Source organism: Rhizobium sp. BK619 (genome assembly GCF_014195245.1).
GTDB classification, from domain to species: Bacteria; Pseudomonadota; Alphaproteobacteria; order Rhizobiales; family Rhizobiaceae; genus Rhizobium; species Rhizobium acidisoli.
Genome location: NZ_JACIBH010000014.1, coordinates 93,760 through 117,011 on the forward strand (window position 1 = coordinate 93,760; position 23,252 = coordinate 117,011).

Consider the following 23,252-nt stretch of genomic DNA (forward strand, 5'->3'; position numbering starts at 1 on the left):
GACGTCCGTGATGGCTCAGGCGGCCGTATTGGTTTCGGCGCCGGTGAATGCCAGATCCGAGACCTCACCCGTCGACGAATAGCCCGAAACAAGCTCGGCCAATATCGCACGTGAAGCGGCCATATCGTTCCGATCCAATGCCGCGTTGAGCGAGTTGAGCCTTTTCAAAAGCTCCGGCCACAACAGGAAATCCTCACGCGCCTTCATGATCCGGGGATGTTCGGTTGTTTCCGGATTATCCCCGATCAGCAGTTCTTCATAGAGCTTCTCGCCGGGCCTGAGACCGGTCACGGAAAGCTCGATATCCCCTTCGGGGCTGTTGTCGTCGCGGACGCTCAGCCCGGACAGCTCCACCATCTTGCGGGCAAGGTCGGCGATGCGAACGGGTTCTCCCATATCGAGCAGGAAAACATCGCCGCCCTCGCCCATCGCGCCGGCCTGGATAACGAGCTGCGAGGCTTCCGAAATGGTCATGAAATAGCGGGTTATCTCACGATGCGTTAGCGTGACGGGGCCGCCTTCCTTGATCTGTTGCCTGAAAAGCGGTACGACGGATCCGGAGGAGCCGAGGACGTTTCCGAAGCGGACCATGGAAAAATTCGTTCGCAGTCTGTCGGTTGCCGATTCTGCGGCGAGCGCCTGCAGAACCATCTCCGCCAGCCTCTTGCTGGCGCCCATGACATTTGTCGGACGCACGGCCTTATCCGTACTGATCAGCACGAAATTCGAGACGCCGTATTTACGCGCCGCGCGCGCCGCAACAAGCGTACCCATGACGTTGTTCTTGATGCCTTCCACGGCATTATGTTCGACAAGCGGCACATGCTTGTAGGCGGCGGCATGATAGAGCGTCTGCGGCCGCCAGCTCTGGATGATATGCTCCATGCGGTCCTGATCGCGGACGGAACAGAGGATCGGAACGATCTGCAGATTTTCATGCTCGTAGAGTTCGGCGAGCTTCCGCAATTCGGCATCGATATTATAAAGCGCAAACTCGTTCTGATCGAGGAGGATCAGGCTGGAAGGCGCGTTGCGCAGAATCTGGCGGCATAACTCGCCGCCGATCGAGCCGCCGGCGCCCGTCACCATCACCACCTTGTTGCGCATCGCCTTGTCGAGCAATTCCTGCCGCGGCGCGACCGCTTCTCTCCCCAGCAGATCTTCGATCTCCAGCTCACGAATGTCGGAGACGGCGACTCGTCCCTGAGCGAGCGCCGTGAGATCCGGCAATGTACGAACATTCACCCTGGCTTTGCGGATATGCTCCAGGATTTCGTTGCGACGCTGCCGGGAGGCAGACGGCAAAGCAAGAAGCACATTGTGCACGCCAAGGGTTTCGGCAAGCACCGGAAGATCCGAGGGGTCATAGATCGGCAAGCCACCCATGACGCCACCCTTGAGGCGCGGATCATCATCCAGATAGCCGACGACGTTGAGTTCGGCGCTGTTCGTCAGGGCAGCCGCCAATTGCCGCCCGGCCTTACCAGCCCCATAGATGAGGACCTTGGCGAGCATATTCTTGTGAAGGATACGCTGGTAGGCATCGCCCAGCCAATAACGGATACCCAGCCGCGACAGCCCGATCCCAATCAGCAGCAGGAAAGGCTGGAGAATGCCGACGGTTCTCGGGACACCAGGCACGCTGAGAGCCGTAAATATCGTCATGAAGGCGAAGCCGTAGATCGCAATCGCCTTTAAAACGGTGATGAACGCGGCCAGATTGGCATAACGGAAGATCGCCCGATACATGCCCATGACGATGAAGATGGGAAGCGCCATGCACAGCGAAACGAAAACCGGCAACCACTGCACGCCGGTCAGCACCGTCCATTCATTCAGCCGGAAGCAATAGGCTAGCCAGATCGTCAGAACACAAAAGCTGGAATCCACCAGCAATGCCAGAGCGCGTTTGGCAACCCGCGGCATCGCCAGCAAAGGGGCGACGAGCGCTTGCATCGGCACCAACAACCATCGTGAGCGCGATGTCTCAGAGGGAGAATTTTCAGGCATCGCTCACCAGCGTCTCGCAGATCAACAGACAACCACCTTCTTGTCGCTTTCTGCAACGAGCGCAACTGAAATAATCGGAAACCAAGGTCTTCCGCACCGCTTATCTATCAGAAGTAGGTAGCCTAGTGCTGTATTCCCTTGCGGCGGATTACCTTGCCTGCGGTCAGAAACAGGATGCGCATGTCGAAGCCGAATGAACGCCGCTTAAGATATTCGACGTCGAATTTCACCTTCTCCGGAACAGGCAACTCGTCGCGGCCGTTGATCTGCGCCCACCCGGTCAATCCGGGCAGAAGCTGGTCGACACCATGGGCCGTCCGCAGCTCGATCAGATCATCCTGATTGTAAAGCGCCGGCCGTGGGCCCACGAAACTCATCCTGCCCCCCAGAATGCACCAGAGTTGCGGCAGTTCGTCGAGGCTCGATTTCCGCAGAAACGAGCCGATGGGTGTCAAGAACCGATCCGGATTTTCGAGCAGATGCGTAGCGACCGTTGGCGTGTCAACCCGCATGCTGCGGAATTTCGGCATCAGGAAGAGCCGATTGAAACGGCCGACACGTTTTGACCAATAGAGGATTGGTCCCGGCGAAGTGAGGCGAACACAAAGAGCGACGATAAGGATCGGAACGAACAGGATCATCGAAGCAATCACAGCCAGGAAAAAATCCACCGCCCGTTTCAAACCCATGTTCCGCAGCTCTTCCTTGCTCACCGGCGCTTACCGCTCTTTGCGCTATGGCTTTGCCGTATCGTCAAAAAGCCTTTCGCGTCAACTGCGAGACATCGTGATTCACCCGACATATTGGCTACCCGGCCTCTCTCGCTTGGCGGCACGCTCTCGCTCGGAGGAATTGGCCATCAGACGATGCCGTCGTGCCATTGCCTTATAGTTGGGCGTAGGGATGGCGGGAACGGGTATCGGCAATACAGGCCTGGGCCATCACCTCCACTCGTAGGACTTAAGCGAGCGGTACGGCCGCTCCGCCACCAAGTCAGACGGATCGTCGATTGTCGACAGACGCTGCAAAGCATCCGCCTCATCATTAAACCCGATGAACACCATCAGCATGGACCGAGCCACCGGCTGGCCCTTCTTGCGATAGGAAAAATTGACTGCACAATGGGGGTATTGGCCGTCCACCGCCTGTGCAGACGCGCTGTCGCTTCCGGCGCGGTTATCAATCCCGCCGGCCAATGCCACGAACTGACCAAGAGCGAAAAACCGGTCGATTGCGGAAAAAGCCGTGGACTGCGATATCTGATGGTTGGACGAGGTTTCGGCCGAGTGGCCGTAATAGATGCTGTCCGTCAGCCCTTTGCGCCGTTTCGTCTCGTAGACGATCAGGCCGCCCGCCGCCACCAACTCCAGACGAACGTTAAAAGTCTGAAATCGTTCAGATGCCTATCCAATTCCGCAAACAAGGTCCTGAGGTCGGCAATGTAGTCCGCGTATAGAGCAACGTTCATGGGGCCTCACCCGTGGATCTTTCGTCTTCAGTTCGGGCTTCCTATCACACGCCCGTCAAACGCAACACGTCTTTCCAGGTTGGGGGTGACGAAGATAAGCAGAGCGGCTATTAGCAAACTCACAGACAAAACCACGCGTGGCCGTCGCTCGGAGATCATCGGCCTGGACTGCGGCCGCGGCTGGCTCAAGGTCGAGACCCAGATCAAGTTCCCGAATTGCGACGGCCCCTCTTCCGCCTCGTCCGCAGCGCGTCTAACTCCATGATCCAAAAGCAAGAAGCTCCCAATCAGAAGTTATCTTCGCTTTCATTTCCGTCACATTTCGTTAACCATAAAAGCTGCGCCGCGCAGGTCGTGAAGCGAACCTTCATCCTGTCTTCCCTCTGATCGGCGAATTGCTGCGGGCAAGGGCCATCAGCATCGGACCGATGGCGAATTCGCCTCTCTCGGCGCGGCGTGTCAGATCGCGCAGATAGCCGCCGGCCGAGTTGATATGCCCTGCCCTTTCGAGGACACAGGCCATGACGGTCGCGGCATTTTCAGCTCCCATGATCTCGCAGGCCTCTTCATAGGCCGAGGGGCTGACGCCGAGCATCGAACGAACGACGACAGCCGCCGCCATCAGATCGCGCCACGTGCCGACCGACCCCTGGGGCCCATAGGCTGCGATCTCCGGGCAGGCCTGCAGCACCAGCCCCAGGGGGAAGGATTTGAGCCCCCCATTGGTAGCGGAGGCAACGCGTGCCCCGGACACATGCTCGTTCTTCCCTTCATCTTTGTGTATTTGGGCTATCGGTTCGGCCCAACCTGGCGATCGATCATCCGAAGTCGCGCCCTGCTTCGGTTCGAAGCTTGGTTCAAGTTCAGAAATGGAATGTGGATTTGAATTCTGTATGTGCCGCTCAGTATGTTGGGCATTGCCGCTTTGATTGTAGGTTTTAACTTGCATTTCCAACTGATTGACGATCTCTTCGCGCAACAACTCCAATTCGTCGAGCGCGGCGGCGACCTGTTCGGCGGATGGCGACCGTGGCAGGCGCTCGACGGCATTGCGAAAATGCAGGTGAACCGCACTCCAATCGCCGGCAGCCCCCTCCTCCAACGCCATCTCGATAAGCTTGGCGACGTCGCGCCGGCAGAGCGTCAAGCGTTCTCTGAGCCGCTGCAGGTGCAATCGTTCCGCAACCACCTCCGCCGCCAGCCGCTCGATCTCCTCGGCGCGTGCGAGCAGCGGCGCCAGCGAGAAGCCGAATGCCTCGCGCAGCTCCCCTCCCTGCTCCTTGCGGGCGTAACGCTTGCCGTTGGGGCTATCCTTGCGGATCAGCAAGCCGGCCTCGATCAAGCTCGCCAGATGCCGGCGGATTGTCTGCTCCGCCATGCCATGCGCGCGCAGGGAGAGCTGTGCATTGGAAGGAAACACGACAAGCCCGTTGTCTTCGGAGATCTCTCCCTTGGGATAGAAGCTCAGCAAGGCGTTCAGAATAGCCAGCGCCCGGTCGGTGACGCCGAGCAGCGGCCGCGCCTCGCACAGCGCACGATAGAGTTTCCACTTATCAATTGATTGGCCGGGCTCGATTTTGCGAGCAGCCGTTTGGCTTGCCAGCATGCCAAACGTCATCGGCCGCCGCCCGAAGGGCGTCGTCACACTTCTGCTTTCCATTGTCTTCGCCTTCTTCAAGGCAAAAGATCGCAGCTCACCAAATTCGGTGCCAAAGACTCTTGACTATGATTCGCGGAAATGTGATTCTCTGGGTGTCTAGATCAGAGAGGGCTTCCGCGACGGCAACGTTCGGGGGCCTTTTCTTTTGCTTATTGATCTCCGTTTTTCATCGAATCCTGTGTCTTCTCGAACGCCTCGTAAAGACGATCCAGATTGCTGGCGATATAGGCTCCAAAGGCAGAAGCCTTTTCCGCCTTCAGCGCAATGGTGAACTGTTTCCCGTCATCCTTGATCTTCGCCTTGACCGCGCCGTCCTTGCGCTGCCAGGCATGAGCCGCGGGCTGAAGCGTCGCTGTCGATGATGCCGGCTGTTGCCTTCTGCTGATGAAGGCAACCAGCATATCGAAGCGGACATCAGGCTCCGCTGTCTCGAATTCCGCCGACCTGCTGAACGCGATCGCCCGGGTCGAGATGTTTTCGGTCTCGAATTTTACCGACAGATCGTGCCAGCGGTCACGGCCGGTGGTCTTTGCCGCACCGATCGCGGCCAGGACTTCGGTTGGGATCCGCTTGGTGACGGACAGCATCTTGGAAACCGTCGTCTTATCGGCGCTGAGCGCCGACATGATCGTTTCCCTGTCGAAACCCAACGAGTCGAGCTTGTCGGCGAACATCGTCCTCTCGATGAACGAGAGATCGGCGCGCGCCGAATTCTCCTGGCCCTGCGCGATGACATGGTCGCGATCGTCAAGTTTCTTGACGACGGCGCGGACAGGTCTGCCGAGTTCTTTGGCAGCCCGGGCGCGACGGTGGCCGAAAGCAATCTGATACCGTCCGTCCTTGTCGGGATGCGGGCGGACGAGGATCGGCGAATCCTGACCACGTTGGCGGATCGCCTCGACCAATTCGCGAAACTGTTCGTCGGCATGGGCCAGCCGGTCGGTCACGAACGAATCTTCGATCAGGGCAGGGTCGAGATCGATCACCGTCTCGCCGGTCGCCAGCTTCTCCTCGATCGCTTTGGCCGCGTCGGCCTTGGCAGCCAGCGCATCAATACTGCGCGTGACCGCTCCAAGCGCGCCGATTCCCTTGTAGGTAATCTGCTGCTTCTCGTCCCTCTGAAGCGGCTCGTCCTCGTTGTTTACCGCAGTAAACTTCTTGGAATCGTCCATCAGCCCCGAGAGGAGATTCTTACGTGCCATCAGCCCGCTCCTCGCCCCTGTTTACCGCGGTAAACTTTCCGGTCATTTCCGCCCCCAGGCCTTGTGAATGAGATCGCCGATCTCATTGTTGACGGCATCCATTGCCTCCATGGCGCGGTCATAGGTCGCGCGGGTGAACTGGCTCCGCTCGACCTCGTAAAGCGTCTGGTTGGTCATCGCCGCATCCGAGATCGCGACGCTGCGCAACATCGGATTGGTCAGCACGTGGTTCTTGAACATCGAACGCATGAAGGCGACCATCTGCGTCTGCGGCCCGTCCTGCGGGTCGTAGCGGGTCACGAGATAACGCAACCAGTCGAGGTTCATATCGCCGCCGGCGCCTTTCAGCGTATTCAGCACTTCGCCGAGCATCTGCAGGAACTGGCACATCGACATGACATCGAGCATCTGAGGATGCACGGTGATCAAAACCGCCGTTGCGCCGCAAATGGCGCTCATCGTCAAAAAGCCGAGCTGGGGAGGGCAGTCGATGATGACGACATCGTAATCATCGGCAACCGAAGACAGCGCCTCGTCCAGCCGCGCGAAGAAGACGCGCCCATAGTCGCCGGCCTTGCCCTGAGCGAGCACGCGCGGCGTATCATGCTCGAATTCCATCAGCTCGAGATTGCCGGGCACCAAATGCAAGTTGGGGAAATTCGTCGGCCGGATGATCTCCCTCAGCGGCCGTCGCTGATCGTCATAGCGAATGGCGGCGTAGAGCGTCTCATTCTCGTTGACGTCGAACTCAGGCTGAAAGCCGTGGATGGCCGAGAGAGATGCCTGCGGGTCGAGGTCGACGGCAAGCACACGGTGACCGGTCAGGGCAAGGTGCTGGGCAAGATGCGCGGCACTCGTGGTCTTGCCGCTGCCGCCCTTAAAATTGACGACGGCAACGACCTGGAGATGTTCGCTGCCTTGGCGGTGACGCAAATAATGCGTTCCGGCGCGAGCATTGTGCTCCAGGAAGCTGCGCATCTCTTCCATCTGCTCGGCCGTATAAGACCGGCGGCCCGATGGCGTGACCTGGGGAAGGGCGCCCTTACCTTCCAACGACAGATTGCGAAGATAGCCGCTGGTCACGCCGAGAAAACGCGCCACTTCAGCCAGCTGAAACTCCCTGAGCCCTTTCAGCGCACGCGGCGGAAACATTTCAAGCCGATGCTGCTTCAGCTTGTCGGACAGTTCCTGCGCCTGACCAATAATCAGTTGGTCGACATCGGAAATTGCTTTTTCTATCTGCGGTGCCATATTCATGGAAATCTCGAAAATGCGATTTAAAAGCCCTGCGAGCTTTGAAACCGCATTTAGCGCCGATTCTGGAGGGGTGGCAAGGCAAATAGGGTTAACAAGACCCTACCGCGAGGTTGTCCAATCTTTTTCAAAGGCTTGGACATGGCGCCCGCCGGCGCTGCCCGCGCAGCTGCCGCGTGTTTATAGGCCGAATCGCCGGAGCAAACACCGTATCGCTATGATAGCCGATTGGCACAAGCGGGAATCGAAATATGAATGCGTGGAGTTCTCCAGGCAAGCCTGCAACGGCTCGTCAGCCGGACCGTGACCGCCGCTCAGTGCCGCGTGCCGAAAAGACTACCGTCCTGACCGCTTTCGTGGGAAAGCGATACGCCGCTTCTGTCGAGGTCCTGGATCAGGGCGCCAAACGCAAGGTCGAGGCAATAGGCGGAGAATTCGGCGTTGAGGTCTCTGGCGTTCTCTCGGGCATAGGCAACGAGGCGGGCGAGCGATACCAGCTCCTTGAGCTCGTCGTCACTTTTCGGCGTCGTGGCTGCTTCGGTTGCATCGTGCATCTGAGAATTCTCCAGCTTCCTTGCCGGCGCATGCCGGCAGAGCAAAGGCAGCTTAATCCTCTTGGACGAAAGACGCGCGTGACACAGGCGTGACAGGAATTGCCGGCTTACACTTTTCGACCCCAGACTTCAGAAGCCGGCCCTGCGTAATGCCTCGCGATACTGTTCCTTCTGCCATTGCTCCTTGAAGGGAACGACCGAAAGCCATTTGTCGACATCGAAATCCGGATAAATCTCGCGCACCTTGCGCATATAAATACGCGCGTTTTTCATATCACCGAGCATCGCCCAGCAGGCGGCCGAAAGCCGATCGGCCGGTGTGCGATCGTCCATGATAGAAATCTGCTCAAGCGCCTCGGCATAATGCCCAAGGGCGAAATTCGCGCCGGCCGCCGTCCATAGATAGTCGGTCGGACTCAACGGATTGAGCGAGATGGCCCGCTCGATCTTGGCCAATGCATCGGCAGGGCGCGACGCATGGACGAGCGTATCGGCATAACTTGCAATGCCGTCTGCATAATGCGGGCTCAGCTCTTCCGCGAGCTTCAGCGCCACGACGCTTTCATCAAGCTCCCCGAGATAAAGTTTGGCAACGCCGAGTTCTCGAAAGCCGGCCGCAAACGACGGATCGGCAACGATCGCGCGGTTCGCATAGTCTTCCGCGAGCCCGAGCAACTCGCTGTCGCCGCGCGCCGTCAGCAACCATTCGACAAGAAACGTGCGCGACAATCCGCTGAGCGCAGGGGCAAAATGTGCGCTGTGCTGAAGCGCTTCGCGGAAAGCCTTCCGGGAGCGGCGCACGTCGGGCAAGGCAAGCCGCTTGATATCCCGCAGACCGAGAAGGTAGCTATGATAGGCGGCCGAATTGCCCTCGAAGGCATCGCGCATGGTTTCATGCCGGCGGACCTGCCCGGCAAGCTCTTTGGCAATCTGCCGCGCGATGTCGCGCCGGTGGCTTATCAATTCGTATTTCTCGAGGCTGAAACGCTCGGCCCAGATGACTTCATCGCTGCCGGCATAAATCAGCTGGACAAAGAGCGCAGGGCTGCCCGCACGATTGGTCAGCCTCGTGTCGAGAACATAGGAAATCGAATGGCGCAGGATCAGCTGGGCCTTGTCGGCATTGTGTGCGATGCGAGCGGCCGTATGGGGTGCGACCACCGAAACCGTATTCAGTGCGCAAAGGCCGATGGTCACATCCTCGATCAGAGCATCGGAGAGCATCGGCAAGGCACCGATGGCATCCGTCCCGCGCGGCGGCAGCAGCACCAGACGGGGGAGGGGACCGGGAACTCGAACGCCGCCATCGATGAGCGGTACCGCAGCGCTCTGCGGTGGTCGACTACCGGCGAAGATCTTGCGGACCTCTCCCAGCGCCTGCACGTCAAGGCCGATATCGACTGCGCTTTCCAGCTGATGCCTGCTCGTCTCGAAAAGGCGGCGCGCTTTCTCCAGCTGACCTTCGGACTCATAGGCCTCCAGAAGGATGCGACGAATGTTCTCGTCATCCGGTGCCTCGCGGAAAATCCTGAGCGCCGCCTCCTTGATCAGGCTGACATCCTCTCGCGACCGGGCAGCGGGCAGCGCCGTCTTCAGCGCATCCACCAGAACTGCCATGTGCCGGTCACGCTGGCCGGCGATCCACTGCCGCGTAGTGGCGCTTTGGTCGGCGAGCCCCGCCAGGAAATCCTGGCGAAGGATGGCAACCAGCCGCCGCAGCCTGCCAAGCGCGTCGTCGCCTTCGGGGTCGGCAAGTTCGAAGAGATCACCTGAAAATGCATCCGACCTGACCCGCACGCCGGTCGCCGTGAAGGCCAGAAGCTCGGCACCGAGTTCGGTCTGACGCTTCTGAATGCGCGATATGGTTTTGCGCAGGTTGGCCATGATGTCAGAATTGTCGTGGCTGTCCCACAAGAACCGCGCCAGCGCCGAGCGCGGATATTCGCTCCCGGCTCCGTCGCGCAAATCACGGTCCCGCAGATAACAAATCGCCAGCAGGCCTTTTTCCGGGAACGCCGCCGGTCGCCCGGCGGGGTCGATCAGCCGCAACTCACCAAATGATTCGAGCCTGAGCTTCATGCGGATAATGCCTGCCGATATGTCCGACTATTCTCCGAGCGGAAGGGTGATATCCGCGACAGGGGCGCCTAATGTTACACCGCTGCTTTCCGCCTGCGCCATCGCCTTCACCAATGCGATGATCGTTTCCCGGATATTCCGGTCGGCGATCTTCAGAAAGGCGCGGTTGAGCACCAACCCTTCTTTCGTTTGCAGGAATTCGGCAACCGGGTCGCTATTTGCCGGCAGATCAAGCCCTTGCAACGTCAACGGCTCGGAATTTTCCTGTTCAAAGAAAAAGCTCGGCGAGGTGTGAAGCACGTCGGCTATTCGCTGCAGACGGCTCGCGCCGATGCGGTTGATGCCCTTCTCGTATTTCTGAACCTGCTGAAAGGTCACGCCGATCTGCTCGGCAAGCCGTTCCTGGCTCATTCCGAGCAACTGCCGGCGCATTCTTATGCGCGCTCCGACATAGCCGTCTATTGCATTCGGTGTCTTGACATTCATCGCGTATTTTCAGCCTCGATCGCATTTCAATCGACGCAGCTGTAGTATCCCCCGTCCCGGTTTTCCATGGTTGTTTTCACATCGCATACGATATGTGCGATGATCGCAACCGAGTGTGGTAGGAAAGCCCCCGTCCGGCAAGGGGTAAAGCAGCGCAGGATAGGCTGCAAAAGGGAAAATCGAACAAAAGCCGTACCGATCCTGATGAAACTGGGCTGTTGCCGCCCCCCGGCTTACGCTAAATGCACTTAAGCGACCGCCGCTCGATCATCTTTCCCAGCCCCGATCGCGCGAAATCCATCGAATAAAGCGACGCGGCACAGCAACCAACCGGGCCGTCCAGGAGGAATTCCATGGCAACTGTTGCCGAGAGCGCGCCCCGTTTCGAAAAAACAACGATGTCGATCCTGATGGCGGTCAGCTTCTGTCATATGCTGAACGACATCATGCAGTCGCTGCTCGCCTCGCTCTATCCGCTGTTCAAGGCGAATTACGATCTCGATTTCGTGCAGATCGGCCTGCTCACCATGACGTTCCAGGTCACGGCGTCGCTGTTGCAGCCGCTGGTCGGCATCGTCACCGACCGCTGGCCGATGCCCTATTCGCTGCCGGTCGGCATGGCGAGCACCTTTTGCGGCCTCATCCTGCTCGGCAATGCCGGCAGCTTCGCCATGCTGCTCGTCGCTGCCAGCCTGATCGGCTTCGGCTCGGCGGTCTTCCACCCGGAATCCTCGCGCGTCGCCCGTCTTGCCTCCGGCGGCCGCCACGGTTTCGCGCAGTCCTTCTTTCAGGTCGGCGGCAATGCCGGCCAGGCGATCGGTCCGCTGCTCGCCGCCTTCATCGTGCTACCGCTCGGCCAGCACAGCGTCTCCTGGTTTGCCGCCATCGCCATGGTCGGCATGGTCGTGCTGAGCTGGGTCGGCAACTGGTATATTGGCCATCGTCGCCAGAACGCCAGCAAGCCTGCGGTAAGCCGCGCCCTGCCGCTGCCGCAGAACAGGGTGGTCTGGGCGCTGCTGATCCTCGTGCTGCTGACGGCGACGAAAAATGTCTACATGGCCAGCGTGTCGAGCTACTTCACCTTCTATGTCATCGACAGGTTTGCGCTCAGCGTCCAGCAGGCGCAGCTGATGCTCTTCCTCTTCCTCGGCTCGGTCGCCGTCGGCACGTTTCTCGGCGGGCCGATCGGCGATCGCTTCGGCGCTCGTTTCGTCATCTGGTTCTCGATCCTCGGCGTCATTCCTTTCGCGCTGCTCCTACCCTATGCAAACCTGTTCTGGACGGGCGTGCTCAGCGTCGCCATCGGCCTGATTTTCGCTTCGGCCTTCTCGGCAATCGTCGTCTTCGCGCAGGAACTAGTGCCCGGACGCGTCGGGCTGATTGCCGGCGTCTTCTTCGGTTTTGCGTTCGGGGCAGGGGGGCTGGGTGCAGCACTGCTCGGCAGCTTCGCCGATACCCACGGCATCGACTTCGTCTACCGCATCTGCTCCTACCTGCCGCTTCTCGGTCTGCTGACGATCTTCCTGCCGCGCATCCCGAAGCCAAAACCAGTCTGAGGCGATATCGCGCTTCGACACCGCATCGACCCGGAATATCCGCCATATTCCGGGCTCCATGACTGATGCGGTGTCGCAAGCAGGCGATCACCCGCAGATGAGAATGTATTTTTCTCCTCATCACGAGGAAGAGGGATAGGCTTCCTTTAATCCACTATTTTTATAGATAATATCTGTCCAATAATCGGTCGCGGCACGATATCGGAAGGAAATGGCATGTCTGCTTACAAACTGGTCGGTCTGGCTGGTAGCTTCAACCGTCCCTCGAAGACCTTCACGCTGGTCGAAAACGTCGCCGGCCTTGCCGGTGAAAAATACGGCTTCGACAACACCCTCTACGATCTGACCGATGTCGGGCCCTCGCTCGGCCAGGCGCTGCGCCGCGATGATCTCGACAGTCGCGCCAGGGAAGTCATCGACGATATCGTCAATGCCGATCTGCTGGTCATTGGCGCGCCGACCTACAAGGGCAGCTATCCCGGCCTGTTCAAGCACCTGATCGATCTGATCGACCCGCATGAGCTGCGCGCCAAGCCGGTCATCATCACCGCAACCGGCGGCGGCGACCGGCATGCGCTGATGGTCGAGCATCAGCTGCGCCCGCTGTTCGGCTTCTTCATGTCTCACACGCTGCCGACGGCCGTCTACGCCTCCGATCGCGACTTCACCGATTACCGCGTCTCATCCGAACCGCTTTCCAAGCGGATCGGCGAGGTCATCGGCGAGCTTTCGGCCTTCTTTCCTGCCCAAAAGCAGGCTCTTATCGCTGCCGAGTAAAAAGGTTCCGACACCGACTTGCAACGGCGCCCTTGAGGCGCCGTTTCTCGTTCGGGCCATTCTTGCAAGCCATTATAATCCATAAATTTGGTGGAAATTTATCCTGCTGATATCGATGGCGGGGCAAGAGTTTTTCCAAGCCTTCCTCGACATCGGACATTCGTGCTTCGCTCGCGACGGGCGCATTTGTCATGATCGCTCTGCTCGGGGCGCGCTTGGCCTCATTCAGTCAGACGGGATATAACAATGACCAAGAACAACAATCTTCACGGCTTCCCCCTTTCGCGCCGCGCGGCTCTTGCCGCCGTCGCCGTTTCCGCTGCCACGCTCTTTGCCTTTGCAGCACCGGCTCCTTCCTTTGCCGCGGACAAGTCGATCAAGGTCGGCATCATGGCCGGCGAGGAGGAGGATATCTGGCGCGTGGTCACTAGCGAGGCGGCCAAGAAGGGCCTCAAGATCGAAACGATCACTTTCAACGATTATACGCAGCCGAACGAAGCGCTGGAGCGCGGCGAACTTGACGCCAACGCCTTCCAGCATCAGCCCTATCTCGACAACCAGATCAAGCAGCACGGCTACCACATCACGCGCGTCGGTTATACCGGCGTCTGGCCGATCGGCCTTTACACCAAGAAGTACAAATCGGTCGCAGAGATCCCGGAAGGCGCCGTCATCGGCGTGCCGAACGATCCCTCGAACGAAGGCCGCGCGCTGCGCGTTCTTCAGAGCGAAGGGCTGATCAAACTGAAGGACGGCACCGGCATTCTCGCAACTGTCGCCGACGTCACCGACAATCCGAAGAAGATCGACATCAAGGAGCTCGACGCAGGCATCGTCGGCCGTTCGATCGACGATCTGGACGCCGGTGTCGTCAACACCGACTGGGCGCTGAAAAGCGGCCTTTCTCCGGCCGAGCGCATTGCGCAGGAGCCGATCGCCGACAATCCGTATCGCAACTTCATCGCCGTCAAGGACGACAATAAGGATGCCGACTGGGTCAAGACGCTCGTGTCTTCCTATCAGAACGACACCGTCAAGGCCGAGTTCGACAAGGTCTACAAGGGGACGGGTCTCAGCGCCTATTGATCGGAAACAGGGCCGGGGTTAAGGCCCGCCGAGAGGCGGTCCGGGCGTTTCTTGCCCGGGCCGCCTTCAGTCTTTGTAAGGAAAAGCACATGAATTCCTTTGTTTCCACCGCAGCGATCGAGGCACGGCCGCAAGTAGCGACAGGCGAAGAGGTGGTGAGGCTGACCGACGTGAAGCGGCGATTCGGAACCACGCCCGCCCTTGATGGTATTTCGCTGACGGTGACGAGGGGCGAGGTCCTTGGCATCATCGGCCGCAGCGGCGCCGGCAAATCGACGCTGATCCGCTGCCTGAACGGCCTGGAGCGCGCCGACAGCGGCAAGATCCTGATCGAAGGCCGCGACATCACGGCGCTTGCCGAACAGGAATTGCAGCCGCTGCGCCGCAGCATCGGCATGATCTTCCAGCATTTCAACCTGCTGTCCGCCAAATCAGTCGAAGAGAACGTCGCGCTGCCGCTGAAGATCGAGGGCATCGCCAGGAACGAACGTTTGCGAAGGGCACATGAGCTGCTCGATCTCGTCGGGCTTGCCGACAAGGCGAAGGCCTACCCCTCATCGCTCTCCGGCGGCCAGAAACAGCGAGTCGGCATCGCCCGCGCGCTCGCGGCGCGCCCGGCGCTCCTCTTGTCCGACGAGGCGACATCGGCGCTCGACCCTGAGACGACCCGGTCGATCCTGGCATTGCTCAAGGACATCAACCGCAAGCTCGGCCTGACCATTCTGCTGATCACCCATGAAATGGAAGTAGTGCGCGGCATTGCCGATCGCGTGGCCGTCATCGATGCCGGGCGGATCGTCGAGGAGGGGCAGGTCTGGTCGGTCTTTGCCGATCCGCAGCAAACCATCACCAGGAGCCTGCTCGGCGGCATCCGCCCCCAGCTTCCCGATCACATCGCCGGCCGGCTATCTGCGATGGCGGGCAGCGAAGCGATCCTCAGCGTCGATCTCGCCGGGCCGCAAGCGCAGGGTGCTCTGTTTGCCGAACTCTCGGCGGCGCTGCCGCATTCCTTCCGCCTCGTCCATGGCGGCATCGACCATATCCAGAACCAGCCCGTGGCGCGGTTCTTCATCGCCGTTCCCGCACGCGACCCCGCGCTTGCCGGAAAGGTCGAACAATTTCTGACGGCCCGGTCCGCCCGGGTGGAGGTGCTTGGTTATGACACCGATCATGCTTGAACTGCTTCTTCGCTCGCTGTGGGAGACGGTCCTGATGACCGTCGCCTCGGGCGTGATCTCGCTCGTTGCCGGCCTGCCGCTCGGCCTTGCCCTTGTCGTTACGGCACGTGGCGGCATTGCCGAGAACCTCTGGATCAACCGCGGGCTCGGCGCCGTCATCAACGGCTTCCGGTCTGTGCCCTTCATCATCCTGCTGGTGGCGCTGATCCCGCTGACGCGGCTGATCGTCGGCACGGCGCTCGGCACCTGGGCGGCCATCGTGCCGCTCGCCATCGCAGCGACGCCCTATTATGCCCGCATCGCCGAAGTGTCGCTGCGCGAAGTCGACCGCGGGCTGATCGATGCCGTGCGCGCCATGGGCGGCAACCGCTGGACGATCATCAGCGAAGTGCTGGTGCCCGAAGCGCTGCCCGGCATCGTCGCCGGTTTCACCGTCACGTTGGTGACGCTGATCGGCGCCTCGGCGATGGCCGGGGCGATCGGCGCCGGCGGCCTTGGCGACCTCGCCATCCGCTATGGCTATCAGCGCTTTGAAACCAGCGTGATGATCGCGGTGGTGGCCGTCCTCATCGTTCTCGTCTGCGGCATCCAGTGGTTTGGCGACCGGCTCGTCGCCAAGCTGGACCGCAGATAAGTCAAGGGCGGAAGCGCGCGGCGGGATGAGCGGCGGGCAATCTGCCGTTCCCGCCGCCGAAGAGCTTCTGCCGCAACGGCCCTTCGGCATAGTCCGCTTTGAAGATGCCGCGCTCCTGCAGCACCGGCACCACCAGTTCGACGAAATCGCGCAGGCTCTCCGGCGCCACCGTCCGCGCCAGGTTGAAACCGTCAATGTCGCCTTCCTCGATCCATGCCTGCAGACGATCGGCGATCTGCTCCGGCGAGCCCACCATCGGCTTCATCCGGCTGCCGAGCACCATCTGGTCGACGATCTCTCGTTTCGTCACCGGCTTTGCCGCCTGCTTGGTGATGGCGGCAAGCGCCGATTGATTGGCATTGGTCGAACTCTGGTCGATGACCTCATCCAATTCATACTTCGACAAGTCGATGCCGATGGAGGCGGAGTAATGCGCAAGCGAGGCTTCGACGCTCGCATGGCGGCGATAATCCTCCAATCGGTCCCGCGCTTGGCTCTCCGTGTGCCCCACGACAACGGTGATCAGGTTCAGGATCTTCAATGCGGCTCTGCCGCGGCCGAACATCTCCGCCTTCGCCCGGAGCGCATCGACGGTCGGCCGGGCCGCCCCCGGGTTGGGGCTCGCGATGAAGACACATTCGGCGTGGCGGGCGGCGAAATCCTGCCCGCGGGCCGAAGCGCCGGCCTGGAAGAGCAGGGGCGTGCGCTGCGGCGAAGGCTCAGCAAGATGAATGCCCTTCATCCGGTAATATTTGCCCTCGTGATTGACAGCGCGCACCTTCGACGGATCGGCATAGATGCCTGATGCCTTGTCGCGCAAAACCGCATCGTCGTCCCAGCTGCCCTCCCAGAGCTTGTAGAGGATCTCGAGATATTCCTCGGCTGCATCGTAACGCGCATCATGTTCCGGCAGCTTGTCGAAACCCATGCTGCGGGCGGCGCTGTCGAGATAACCGGTGACGATGTTCCAGCCGATCCGCCCCTTGGTCAGGTGATCGAGCGTCGACATGCGCCGCGCCAGCAGGAAGGGCGGCTCGTAAGTGGTGTTGACGGTGACGCCGAAACCCAAATGTCTGGTGACATAGGCCATCGCCGAAATCGGGATCAGCGGATCGTTGACGGGGACCTGCGCCGCCGTCTCGATCACCGGCACCGGACTGCCCTTGTAGACATCATAGATGCCGACGATATCGGCGAGGAAGATGCCGTCGAGCTTGCCTTGCTCGGCTGTCCTGGCGAATTCCGTCCAGTAGTCGAGATCGGTATAGCACACCGATTGGTCGCGCGGATGCGTCCACAGGCCGTGGTTGATATGCCCGACGCAATTCATGTCGAAAGCATAGATCTGCATTGTCTTCATCAGACGAGTCCCAAGCCCGGAATAAAAAACAAGGATTGGTATCGCACGGCGATCCGGTGAAATGGTAGGGTGCTAGTGAAAAAGCCGGAGGAAAGGCATGACGAAGAAGACATTGTCGGATTGGGCGGAGCTGGCGCAAAAGGAGTTGCGCACCGCGCCTGAGACGCTGACCTGGCAGACGCCCGAGGGTATTGCCGTCAAGCCGCTCTATACGGCCGAGGATCTCGAGGGCGCCGAGCATCTTGGCTCGCTTCCCGGTTTTTCGCCTTTCACCCGCGGCCCGCGCGCGACCATGTATGCCGGCCGGCCCTGGACGATCCGCCAATATGCCGGCTTTTCGACGGCAGAAGCGTCGAACGCTTTTTACAGGAAGAATCTTGCCGCCGGCCAGAAGGGACTTTCGGTGGCCTTCGATCTTGCCACCCATCGCGGTTATGACAGCGATCATCCGCGCGTCGAGGGTGATGTCGGCAAAGCCGGTGTTGCGATCGACAGCGTTGAGGACATGAAGATCCTGTTCGACGGCATTCCGCTCGGCGATATGTCGGTGTCGATGACCATGAACGGCGCCGTCATCCCGATCCTCGCCTCCTTCATCGTCGCCGGCGAGGAGCAGGGCGTTTCGAAGGCCGATCTATCAGGAACCATCCAGAACGACATCCTCAAGGAGTTCATGGTCCGCAACACCTATATCTATCCGCCCGAACCCTCGATGCGGATCGTTGCCGACATCATCGAATATACGGCAAGGGAGATGCCGAAATTCAACTCGATTTCGATCTCCGGCTACCACATGCAGGAAGCCGGGGCGACGCTGGTGCAGGAACTCGCCTTCACACTGGCCGACGGACGCGAATATGTGCGGGCCGCGATCGCCAAGGGCCTGAACGTCGACGACTTCGCCGGAAGGCTCTCCTTCTTCTTTGCCATCGGCATGAACTTCTTCATGGAGGCGGCGAAACTGCGCGCTGCCCGGCTACTCTGGAGCCGGATCATGGAGGAGTTCCAGCCGAAAAAGGCATCCTCGCTGATGCTGCGCACCCATTGCCAGACCTCCGGCGTCTCGCTGCAGGAGCAGGATCCCTATAACAACATCATCCGCACCGCCTTCGAGGCGATGTCGGCCGTGCTCGGCGGCACGCAATCGTTGCACACCAATTCCTTCGACGAGGCGATCGCGCTGCCGACGGAATTTTCCGCCCGCATCGCCCGCAACACGCAGCTGATCCTGCAGCATGAAACCGGCGTCACCAAGGTGGTCGATCCGCTGGCCGGCTCTTACTACGTCGAGAGCCTGACGAAAGAGCTTGCCGACACAGCCTGGGCGCTGATCGAAGAGGTAGAGGCGCTCGGCGGCATGACCAAGGCCGTCAATGACGGTCTGCCGAAACGGCTGATCGAAGAGGCCGCCGCGCGCCGCCAGGCCGCCGTCGACAAGGGCGAAGAAGTCATCGTCGGCGTCAATCGCTACAGGCTCGACAGCGAGCAGCCGATCGACATTCTGCAGATCGACAACAGCGCGGTCCGCACCGCGCAGATCAAACGCATCGAGGAAACCAAGCGCCGCCGCGACGGCAGCGCCGTGCGCGAGACGCTGGCGGCCCTCGCCGAGACCGCCCGCAGCGGCCGCGGCAACCTGCTCGAAGCCGCGATCGAAGCGGCGCGGGCCCGCGCCACCGTCGGCGAAATATCCGACGCCATGCGCGAGGCCTTCGGCGATCATGCCGCAACGCCTGAGGTCATCGCAGGCGTCTACGGCGAGGCCTATAATGACGAGCCGGAACTCGCCGTTCTCAAGGAGCGCATGACGGAGGTCACGGAAGCGATGGGGCGCCGGCCTAAAATCATGGTCGCCAAGCTCGGTCAGGACGGGCACGACCGAGGCGCCAAGGTGATCGCCTCGGCATTCGGCGATATCGGCTTCGATGTGCTCGCCGGCCCGCTGTTCCAGACGCCTGACGAGGCTGTCGAGTTGGCGTTTGCTGAAAAGGTCAATGTCGTCGGTGTCTCGTCGCTGGCGGCAGGCCACAGGACGCTGTTGCCGCAGCTGATCGACAGGCTGAGGGAAAAGGGCGGTGACGATATCATCGTCGTCTGCGGCGGCGTCATCCCGCGGCAGGACTATGAATTCCTGCACGAACACGGCGTTGCGGCCGTGTTCGGTCCAGGCACCAACGTCCTCGAGGCGGCAAACTCCGTCCTCGACCTGCTGCAGGGCAGGCGGCGAAACCAGTAGCTTAAGCATTTCAGGAAAAGTGCGAAGCGGTTTTCCGCCCGGAAATGCGCAAAATCAAAGAGTCAGAGCAATCCACGCTTTGCGAGGTTGCGCATCAACGCCGAAATGCCGAAGGTCCAGGGTGGGCATTCGGTGGAAAGCCGTACGGTATTGACCAGCGCGCCGAGCCCGGCCGAGGAAATTTCGACGACATCGCCGAGCTTATGGGTGAAGCCCTGCTTCGGCGCGTCGCGATCCTGGGTCGGCGCAAACAGCGTGCCGAGAAAGAGCATGAAACCGTCGGGATATTGATGATGGGGCCCAAGCGTCTGTTTGACGAGATCGGTCGGATCGCGGCTGATCTTTGACATCGAGCTCTTGCCGTTGAGCACGAAACCGTCCTGGCCGGTGACTTTCAGGTCCAGTTCGGCCTTGCGAACGTCGTCCAGACCGTAACCGGCATCGAACAGACGGATGAAAGGACCGATCGAGCAGGAGGCGTTGTTGTCCTTGGCCTTGCCGAGCAGCAGCGCCGAACGACCCTCGACGTCGCGCAGATTGACGTCGTTGCCGAGCGTCGCTCCCTTGATTTCACCGCGGCTGTTGACCGCGAGCACGATTTCCGGCTCGGGATTGTTCCAGGTCGAGATCGGATGCAGGCCGACATCCGCACCCCAGCCGACCGAGGAGAGCACCGGCGCCTTGGTGAAGACTTCTGCATCGGGGCCGATGCCGACTTCGAGATATTGCGACCACATGCCTTCGTCGATCAGGGCCTGCTTGACCTTGGCGGCCTCCGGCGAACCGGCCTTCAGATTGGTGAGGCTGCCGCCGATCAGCGTGCTGACGCGCTCGCGGATCGAAGCGGCGCGATCCGGATTGCCGGCGGCCTTCTCCTCGATGACTCGCTCGATCATCGACTGGGCGAAGGTGACGCCGCAGGCCTTGACCGCCTGCAGGTCGACAGGTGCAAGCAGAAAAGGGCGTGTTTCATCAGGCGTTCCGGTGCTGTTGGCAGCGATCTCCTCCAGGGAGCCGATCGCCTTACCATCTGCGGCGCGGGCGAAGCCTGCAGCATCGTCTTTTTCGAGCAGGGCGCTCAGCGTCGGCGCCTCGCGCGAGGTGATGTCGAACAGCGAGCCCTCCCGCAGCGTCACGACACTCGGCCCGGCAACCTCGGGGGACCAGACGCGGCCGACAAAAAGACCATCCGAAGCGGCGGCATCGAGAAGAGGATGAGACATGGTGATCTTCCGTCACAGCGAGCGGGGAGCGCTCTTTGAAATTTTTGGGGTCATTGCCGCCCTCCAGCCCGACGGCGGCCGAAATCGATCACATCCATGGAGATCGGGCAAGATAGGCTGAGGAAAAAGACTTTCGTCCGAAAGGATCGAACGGGCCCGATCTGGGGAAATCCCACTCGCAAAAGCTCGCAAAATAACTATTTAGATACAAATTAATCGTTATATTTCATATATTTAATTCGTGGGATAGGCATTTTAATCGTTGATCTTGCCTTGACAGGCGCCGGCTTTCGTTATCTGTTTTGCCCGACATGGAGGATGCCGGCCGCAGCCGGTGCTCAGAAAAGTCCCAGGAGGATATTGCAGCGATGTTGAGATTTGCCGTCGTCGGAATCGACCATGGGCATACGTTCGATCACGTGAAGGGATTGCTTGCCTCGGGCGGCGAGTTCGTCGGCTATTGCCCGCAGACTTCAGTGCCGGCATTGCGCGAGGCATTCGAGAAGACCTATCACGATGCGCCACAGATCGACCGAGAAAAGTTGTTCGACGATCCGTCGATCGATGTCATCTGCATTGCCGCGATCCCGCGCGACCGCGCCGGGCTTGCCGTCCGGGCGATGAAAGCGGGCAAGGATGTGATGACCGACAAGCCCGGCGTGACGACCTTCGCCCAATTGGAAGAGATCAGGCGGACCGTCGCCGAGACCGGCAAGATCTTCTCGATCTGCTTTTCCGAGCGTCATTGCGTGCGCTCCGCCGTCAAGGCCGGCAAACTCGTCGCCGAAGGCGCGATCGGCAAGGTGATCCAGACGCTCGGCGTCGGCCCTCATCGGTTGCAGCTGCCGACCCGGCCGGACTGGTTCTTCGATCCCGAAGCCTTCGGCGGCATCATCGTCGATATCGCCTCGCATCAGGTCGACCAGTTCCTGTTCTATACCGGTTCGACCACAGGCGAAGTCATCGCAAGTTCGATCGGCAATTTCGGCATGCCCGACAAGCCTGATTTCCAGGATTTCGGCGAGGTGCTGCTGCGCTCCGACAGGGCGGCGGGTTATGTTCGCGTCGACTGGTTTACGCCGGAGGCGTTGCCGACTTGGGGCGACGGCCGCCTCACCATCCTCGGCACCGAAGGTTATATCGAACTTCGCAAATATATCGATGTTGCCGGCCGGCCGGGCAAGGATCACCTGTTCCTGGTCAACGGCAAGGAAATGACCCACATCGATTGCAGCGATGAAAAGCTCGACTATTTCGATGCTTTCACCGCCGATGTCGGCAACCGAACGCAGACGGCGATGACGCAGGATCACGTTTTCGAAGTCTGCCGCCTTTCGCTCGAAGCCCAGACGAAAGCCGCGCGGATCGGCGCTCGCTGAGGAGGATATCATGACCAGGAAATTGCGCGTCGGTGTCATCGGCGCAGGCATTGCCGCGCGGCATCTGGCCGGCTTCGGCTGGAACAAGGATCTCTTCGAGGTTCCCGTGCTCTGCTCGCTCGATGAGGAGCGCGGCAGGGCGCTGTGCGAGGAATACGGTATTGGCGAATATACCCAGGATACGGATGGGCTGTTTGCTCGCGACGATCTCGACATCATCGACATTTCTACGCCGCCGAGTTCGCATTTCGAACTCTGCCGCAAGGGCATCGAATCCGGCAAACATGTGATCTGCGAGAAGCCGCTGTTCGGCTCGATCGCCGAGGTCGACGAGATGGGCCGCATCCTCGCCCGTTTCGCCGGCAGGAAGCTGATGCCGATCTTCCAGTATCGCTACGGCTCCGGCCTGCAGAAGCTGAAGCTGCTGATTGAAAACGGCCTTGCCGGCAAGCCGTTCCTGACGACGATCGAGACCCATTGGTGGCGCGGGCCGGATTATTACGCCGTGCCGTGGCGCGGCAAATGGGCGACCGAACTCGGCGGTGGCCTTCTCGGCCACGCGATCCATGCCCATGACATGCTGAATTATGTGCATGGCCCCTGCGCCGAGGTGTTTTCCTATGGCGCGACGCTGGTCAACCCGATCCAGGTCGAGGATACGGCGGCCCTTTCAGTAAAGATGCAGAACGGCTCGCTGGCGACGCTGTCGATGACACTCGGCTCGCGCAAGGAGATCTCGCGGCTGCGCTTCTGCTTCAGCGATCTCGTCGCCGAAAGCATCCTCGAACCCTATACGATGGGCCGCGATCCCTGGGTCTTCACGGCGGGAACCGAGGAGCATCAGGCGAAAATCGACGCGGCGCTCGCCGCCTATGTGCCCGGCGAGGACGGTTACACCCGTCAGTTCGAACTTTTCCATAAGGCGGTTGTCGACGACAAGGAGCCGCCGGTGACGCTGCAGGATGCCCGCAATTCGCTGGAACTGGTGACGGCCGCTTATTTCTCGCAGCGCACCGGCCAGCCGACGCCGATGCCGATCGCCGCCGATCATCCGCTCTACCGATCGTGGCTTCCGGACGAAGAACGGCGCCCGGCCACAGGCTGAGCGGG

Annotated in this window: 19 protein-coding genes; 8 read left to right on the plus strand and 11 right to left on the minus strand. The window is 60.4% G+C overall.

All coding sequences use genetic code 11. From position 1 onward, the window contains the following. Positions 1-15: 15 nt before the first annotated feature. From FHX14_RS25395 to FHX14_RS25435, 9 genes are all read right to left on the minus strand, one after another. Complete coding sequence (locus tag FHX14_RS25395) at positions 16-2,010, minus strand: nucleoside-diphosphate sugar epimerase/dehydratase (RefSeq protein ID WP_184379488.1); 1,995 nt, start codon at positions 2,008-2,010, stop codon at positions 16-18. Positions 2,011-2,132: 122 nt separating this feature from the next. Next, entirely contained in the window at positions 2,133-2,699 is a 567-nt protein-coding gene (locus tag FHX14_RS25400) for a sugar transferase (RefSeq protein WP_184379490.1), read from the minus strand. A gap of 252 nt (positions 2,700-2,951) precedes the next feature. Further along, on the minus strand, positions 2,952-3,371 hold the full coding sequence (locus FHX14_RS25405; RefSeq protein WP_184379492.1) for a hypothetical protein: 420 nt from the start codon (positions 3,369-3,371) through the stop codon (positions 2,952-2,954). Between the two features lie 474 nt (positions 3,372-3,845). Further along, the gene (repC, locus tag FHX14_RS25410) at positions 3,846-5,138 is read right to left on the minus strand and encodes a plasmid replication protein RepC (RefSeq protein ID WP_184379700.1); all 1,293 of its coding nucleotides are present in this window, start codon (positions 5,136-5,138) and stop codon (positions 3,846-3,848) included. A gap of 149 nt (positions 5,139-5,287) precedes the next feature. Beyond that, positions 5,288-6,340: a plasmid partitioning protein RepB gene (gene repB / locus FHX14_RS25415; protein WP_184379494.1), complete on the minus strand. Its 1,053-nt coding sequence runs from the start codon at positions 6,338-6,340 to the stop codon at positions 5,288-5,290. Between the two features lie 42 nt (positions 6,341-6,382). Further along, positions 6,383-7,597 (minus strand): plasmid partitioning protein RepA, encoded by a 1,215-nt coding sequence (repA, locus tag FHX14_RS25420; RefSeq protein ID WP_184379496.1) that lies wholly within the window; start codon positions 7,595-7,597, stop codon positions 6,383-6,385. 311 nt (positions 7,598-7,908) lie between these two features. Beyond that, positions 7,909-8,148, minus strand: a complete 240-nt coding sequence (locus tag FHX14_RS25425) for a hypothetical protein (RefSeq protein ID WP_184379499.1) — start codon at positions 8,146-8,148, stop codon at positions 7,909-7,911. 129 nt (positions 8,149-8,277) lie between these two features. Next, complete coding sequence (locus FHX14_RS25430) at positions 8,278-10,227, minus strand: SARP family transcriptional regulator (RefSeq protein WP_184379501.1); 1,950 nt, start codon at positions 10,225-10,227, stop codon at positions 8,278-8,280. A gap of 27 nt (positions 10,228-10,254) precedes the next feature. Continuing rightward, entirely contained in the window at positions 10,255-10,713 is a 459-nt protein-coding gene (locus FHX14_RS25435; protein WP_012560111.1) for a helix-turn-helix domain-containing protein, read from the minus strand. 353 nt (positions 10,714-11,066) lie between these two features. Here FHX14_RS25435 and FHX14_RS25440 point away from each other — a divergent pair, with 353 nt between their 5' ends. The 5 genes from FHX14_RS25440 to FHX14_RS25460 all read left to right on the plus strand — a co-directional run bounded on the left by FHX14_RS25440 (position 11,067) and on the right by FHX14_RS25460 (position 15,944). Continuing rightward, positions 11,067-12,269 carry an MFS transporter gene (locus FHX14_RS25440; RefSeq protein ID WP_003595744.1) on the plus strand — a complete coding sequence of 401 codons (1,203 nt, stop codon included), beginning with the start codon at positions 11,067-11,069 and terminating at the stop codon, positions 12,267-12,269. A gap of 216 nt (positions 12,270-12,485) precedes the next feature. Further along, positions 12,486-13,046, plus strand: a complete 561-nt coding sequence (gene msuE / locus FHX14_RS25445; RefSeq protein ID WP_184379503.1) for an FMN reductase — start codon at positions 12,486-12,488, stop codon at positions 13,044-13,046. 246 nt (positions 13,047-13,292) lie between these two features. Further along, on the plus strand, positions 13,293-14,132 hold the full coding sequence (locus tag FHX14_RS25450; protein WP_003595740.1) for a MetQ/NlpA family lipoprotein: 840 nt from the start codon (positions 13,293-13,295) through the stop codon (positions 14,130-14,132). 89 nt (positions 14,133-14,221) lie between these two features. Beyond that, entirely contained in the window at positions 14,222-15,310 is a 1,089-nt protein-coding gene (locus FHX14_RS25455) for a methionine ABC transporter ATP-binding protein (RefSeq protein WP_184379505.1), read from the plus strand. Next, on the plus strand, positions 15,291-15,944 hold the full coding sequence (locus FHX14_RS25460) for a methionine ABC transporter permease (RefSeq protein WP_184379507.1): 654 nt from the start codon (positions 15,291-15,293) through the stop codon (positions 15,942-15,944). The genes FHX14_RS25455 and FHX14_RS25460 overlap by 20 nt, the downstream gene beginning before the upstream one ends. 1 nt (position 15,945) lies before the next feature. Here the strand turns inward: FHX14_RS25460 and FHX14_RS25465 are convergent, their stop codons facing one another. Next, positions 15,946-17,304: an LLM class flavin-dependent oxidoreductase gene (locus FHX14_RS25465; protein WP_184379508.1), complete on the minus strand. Its 1,359-nt coding sequence runs from the start codon at positions 17,302-17,304 to the stop codon at positions 15,946-15,948. A 97-nt stretch (positions 17,305-17,401) separates the two neighbouring features. On the opposite strand from FHX14_RS25465, the gene scpA reads away from it, so the two are divergent. Further along, positions 17,402-19,540, plus strand: coding sequence for a methylmalonyl-CoA mutase (gene scpA, locus FHX14_RS25470; protein ID WP_184379510.1), 2,139 nt, complete (start codon positions 17,402-17,404; stop codon positions 19,538-19,540). A gap of 62 nt (positions 19,541-19,602) precedes the next feature. On the opposite strand, the gene FHX14_RS25475 is transcribed toward scpA, so the two are convergent. Then, positions 19,603-20,763, minus strand: a complete 1,161-nt coding sequence (locus FHX14_RS25475; protein ID WP_184379512.1) for a fumarylacetoacetate hydrolase family protein — start codon at positions 20,761-20,763, stop codon at positions 19,603-19,605. A gap of 368 nt (positions 20,764-21,131) precedes the next feature. Between FHX14_RS25475 and FHX14_RS25480 the strand changes: the two genes are divergently transcribed. Both FHX14_RS25480 and FHX14_RS25485 read left to right on the plus strand, forming a co-directional pair. After that, the gene (locus FHX14_RS25480; protein ID WP_184379514.1) at positions 21,132-22,142 is read left to right on the plus strand and encodes a Gfo/Idh/MocA family oxidoreductase; all 1,011 of its coding nucleotides are present in this window, start codon (positions 21,132-21,134) and stop codon (positions 22,140-22,142) included. A 10-nt stretch (positions 22,143-22,152) separates the two neighbouring features. Beyond that, entirely contained in the window at positions 22,153-23,247 is a 1,095-nt protein-coding gene (locus FHX14_RS25485) for a Gfo/Idh/MocA family oxidoreductase (RefSeq protein ID WP_184379516.1), read from the plus strand. Positions 23,248-23,252: the final 5 nt, after the last annotated feature.

Coding starts and splice junctions, on each gene's coding strand:
- FHX14_RS25460 (WP_184379507.1), top strand. CDS start 15,291: ATGACACCGATCATGCTTGAACTGCTTCTTCGCTCGCTGTGGGAGACG.
- repC (WP_184379700.1), bottom strand. CDS start 5,138: ATGGAAAGCAGAAGTGTGACGACGCCCTTCGGGCGGCGGCCGATGACG.
- FHX14_RS25425 (WP_184379499.1), bottom strand. CDS start 8,148: ATGCACGATGCAACCGAAGCAGCCACGACGCCGAAAAGTGACGACGAG.
- FHX14_RS25400 (WP_184379490.1), bottom strand. CDS start 2,699: ATGGGTTTGAAACGGGCGGTGGATTTTTTCCTGGCTGTGATTGCTTCG.
- FHX14_RS25475 (WP_184379512.1), bottom strand. CDS start 20,763: ATGTCTCATCCTCTTCTCGATGCCGCCGCTTCGGATGGTCTTTTTGTC.
- repB (WP_184379494.1), bottom strand. CDS start 6,340: ATGGCACGTAAGAATCTCCTCTCGGGGCTGATGGACGATTCCAAGAAG.
- FHX14_RS25465 (WP_184379508.1), bottom strand. CDS start 17,304: ATGAAGACAATGCAGATCTATGCTTTCGACATGAATTGCGTCGGGCAT.
- FHX14_RS25435 (WP_012560111.1), bottom strand. CDS start 10,713: ATGAATGTCAAGACACCGAATGCAATAGACGGCTATGTCGGAGCGCGC.
- msuE (WP_184379503.1), top strand. CDS start 12,486: ATGTCTGCTTACAAACTGGTCGGTCTGGCTGGTAGCTTCAACCGTCCC.
- FHX14_RS25480 (WP_184379514.1), top strand. CDS start 21,132: ATGTTGAGATTTGCCGTCGTCGGAATCGACCATGGGCATACGTTCGAT.
- FHX14_RS25395 (WP_184379488.1), bottom strand. CDS start 2,010: ATGCCTGAAAATTCTCCCTCTGAGACATCGCGCTCACGATGGTTGTTG.
- FHX14_RS25440 (WP_003595744.1), top strand. CDS start 11,067: ATGGCAACTGTTGCCGAGAGCGCGCCCCGTTTCGAAAAAACAACGATG.
- FHX14_RS25430 (WP_184379501.1), bottom strand. CDS start 10,227: ATGAAGCTCAGGCTCGAATCATTTGGTGAGTTGCGGCTGATCGACCCC.
- FHX14_RS25450 (WP_003595740.1), top strand. CDS start 13,293: ATGACCAAGAACAACAATCTTCACGGCTTCCCCCTTTCGCGCCGCGCG.
- FHX14_RS25455 (WP_184379505.1), top strand. CDS start 14,222: ATGAATTCCTTTGTTTCCACCGCAGCGATCGAGGCACGGCCGCAAGTA.
- FHX14_RS25485 (WP_184379516.1), top strand. CDS start 22,153: ATGACCAGGAAATTGCGCGTCGGTGTCATCGGCGCAGGCATTGCCGCG.
- scpA (WP_184379510.1), top strand. CDS start 17,402: ATGACGAAGAAGACATTGTCGGATTGGGCGGAGCTGGCGCAAAAGGAG.
- repA (WP_184379496.1), bottom strand. CDS start 7,597: ATGAATATGGCACCGCAGATAGAAAAAGCAATTTCCGATGTCGACCAA.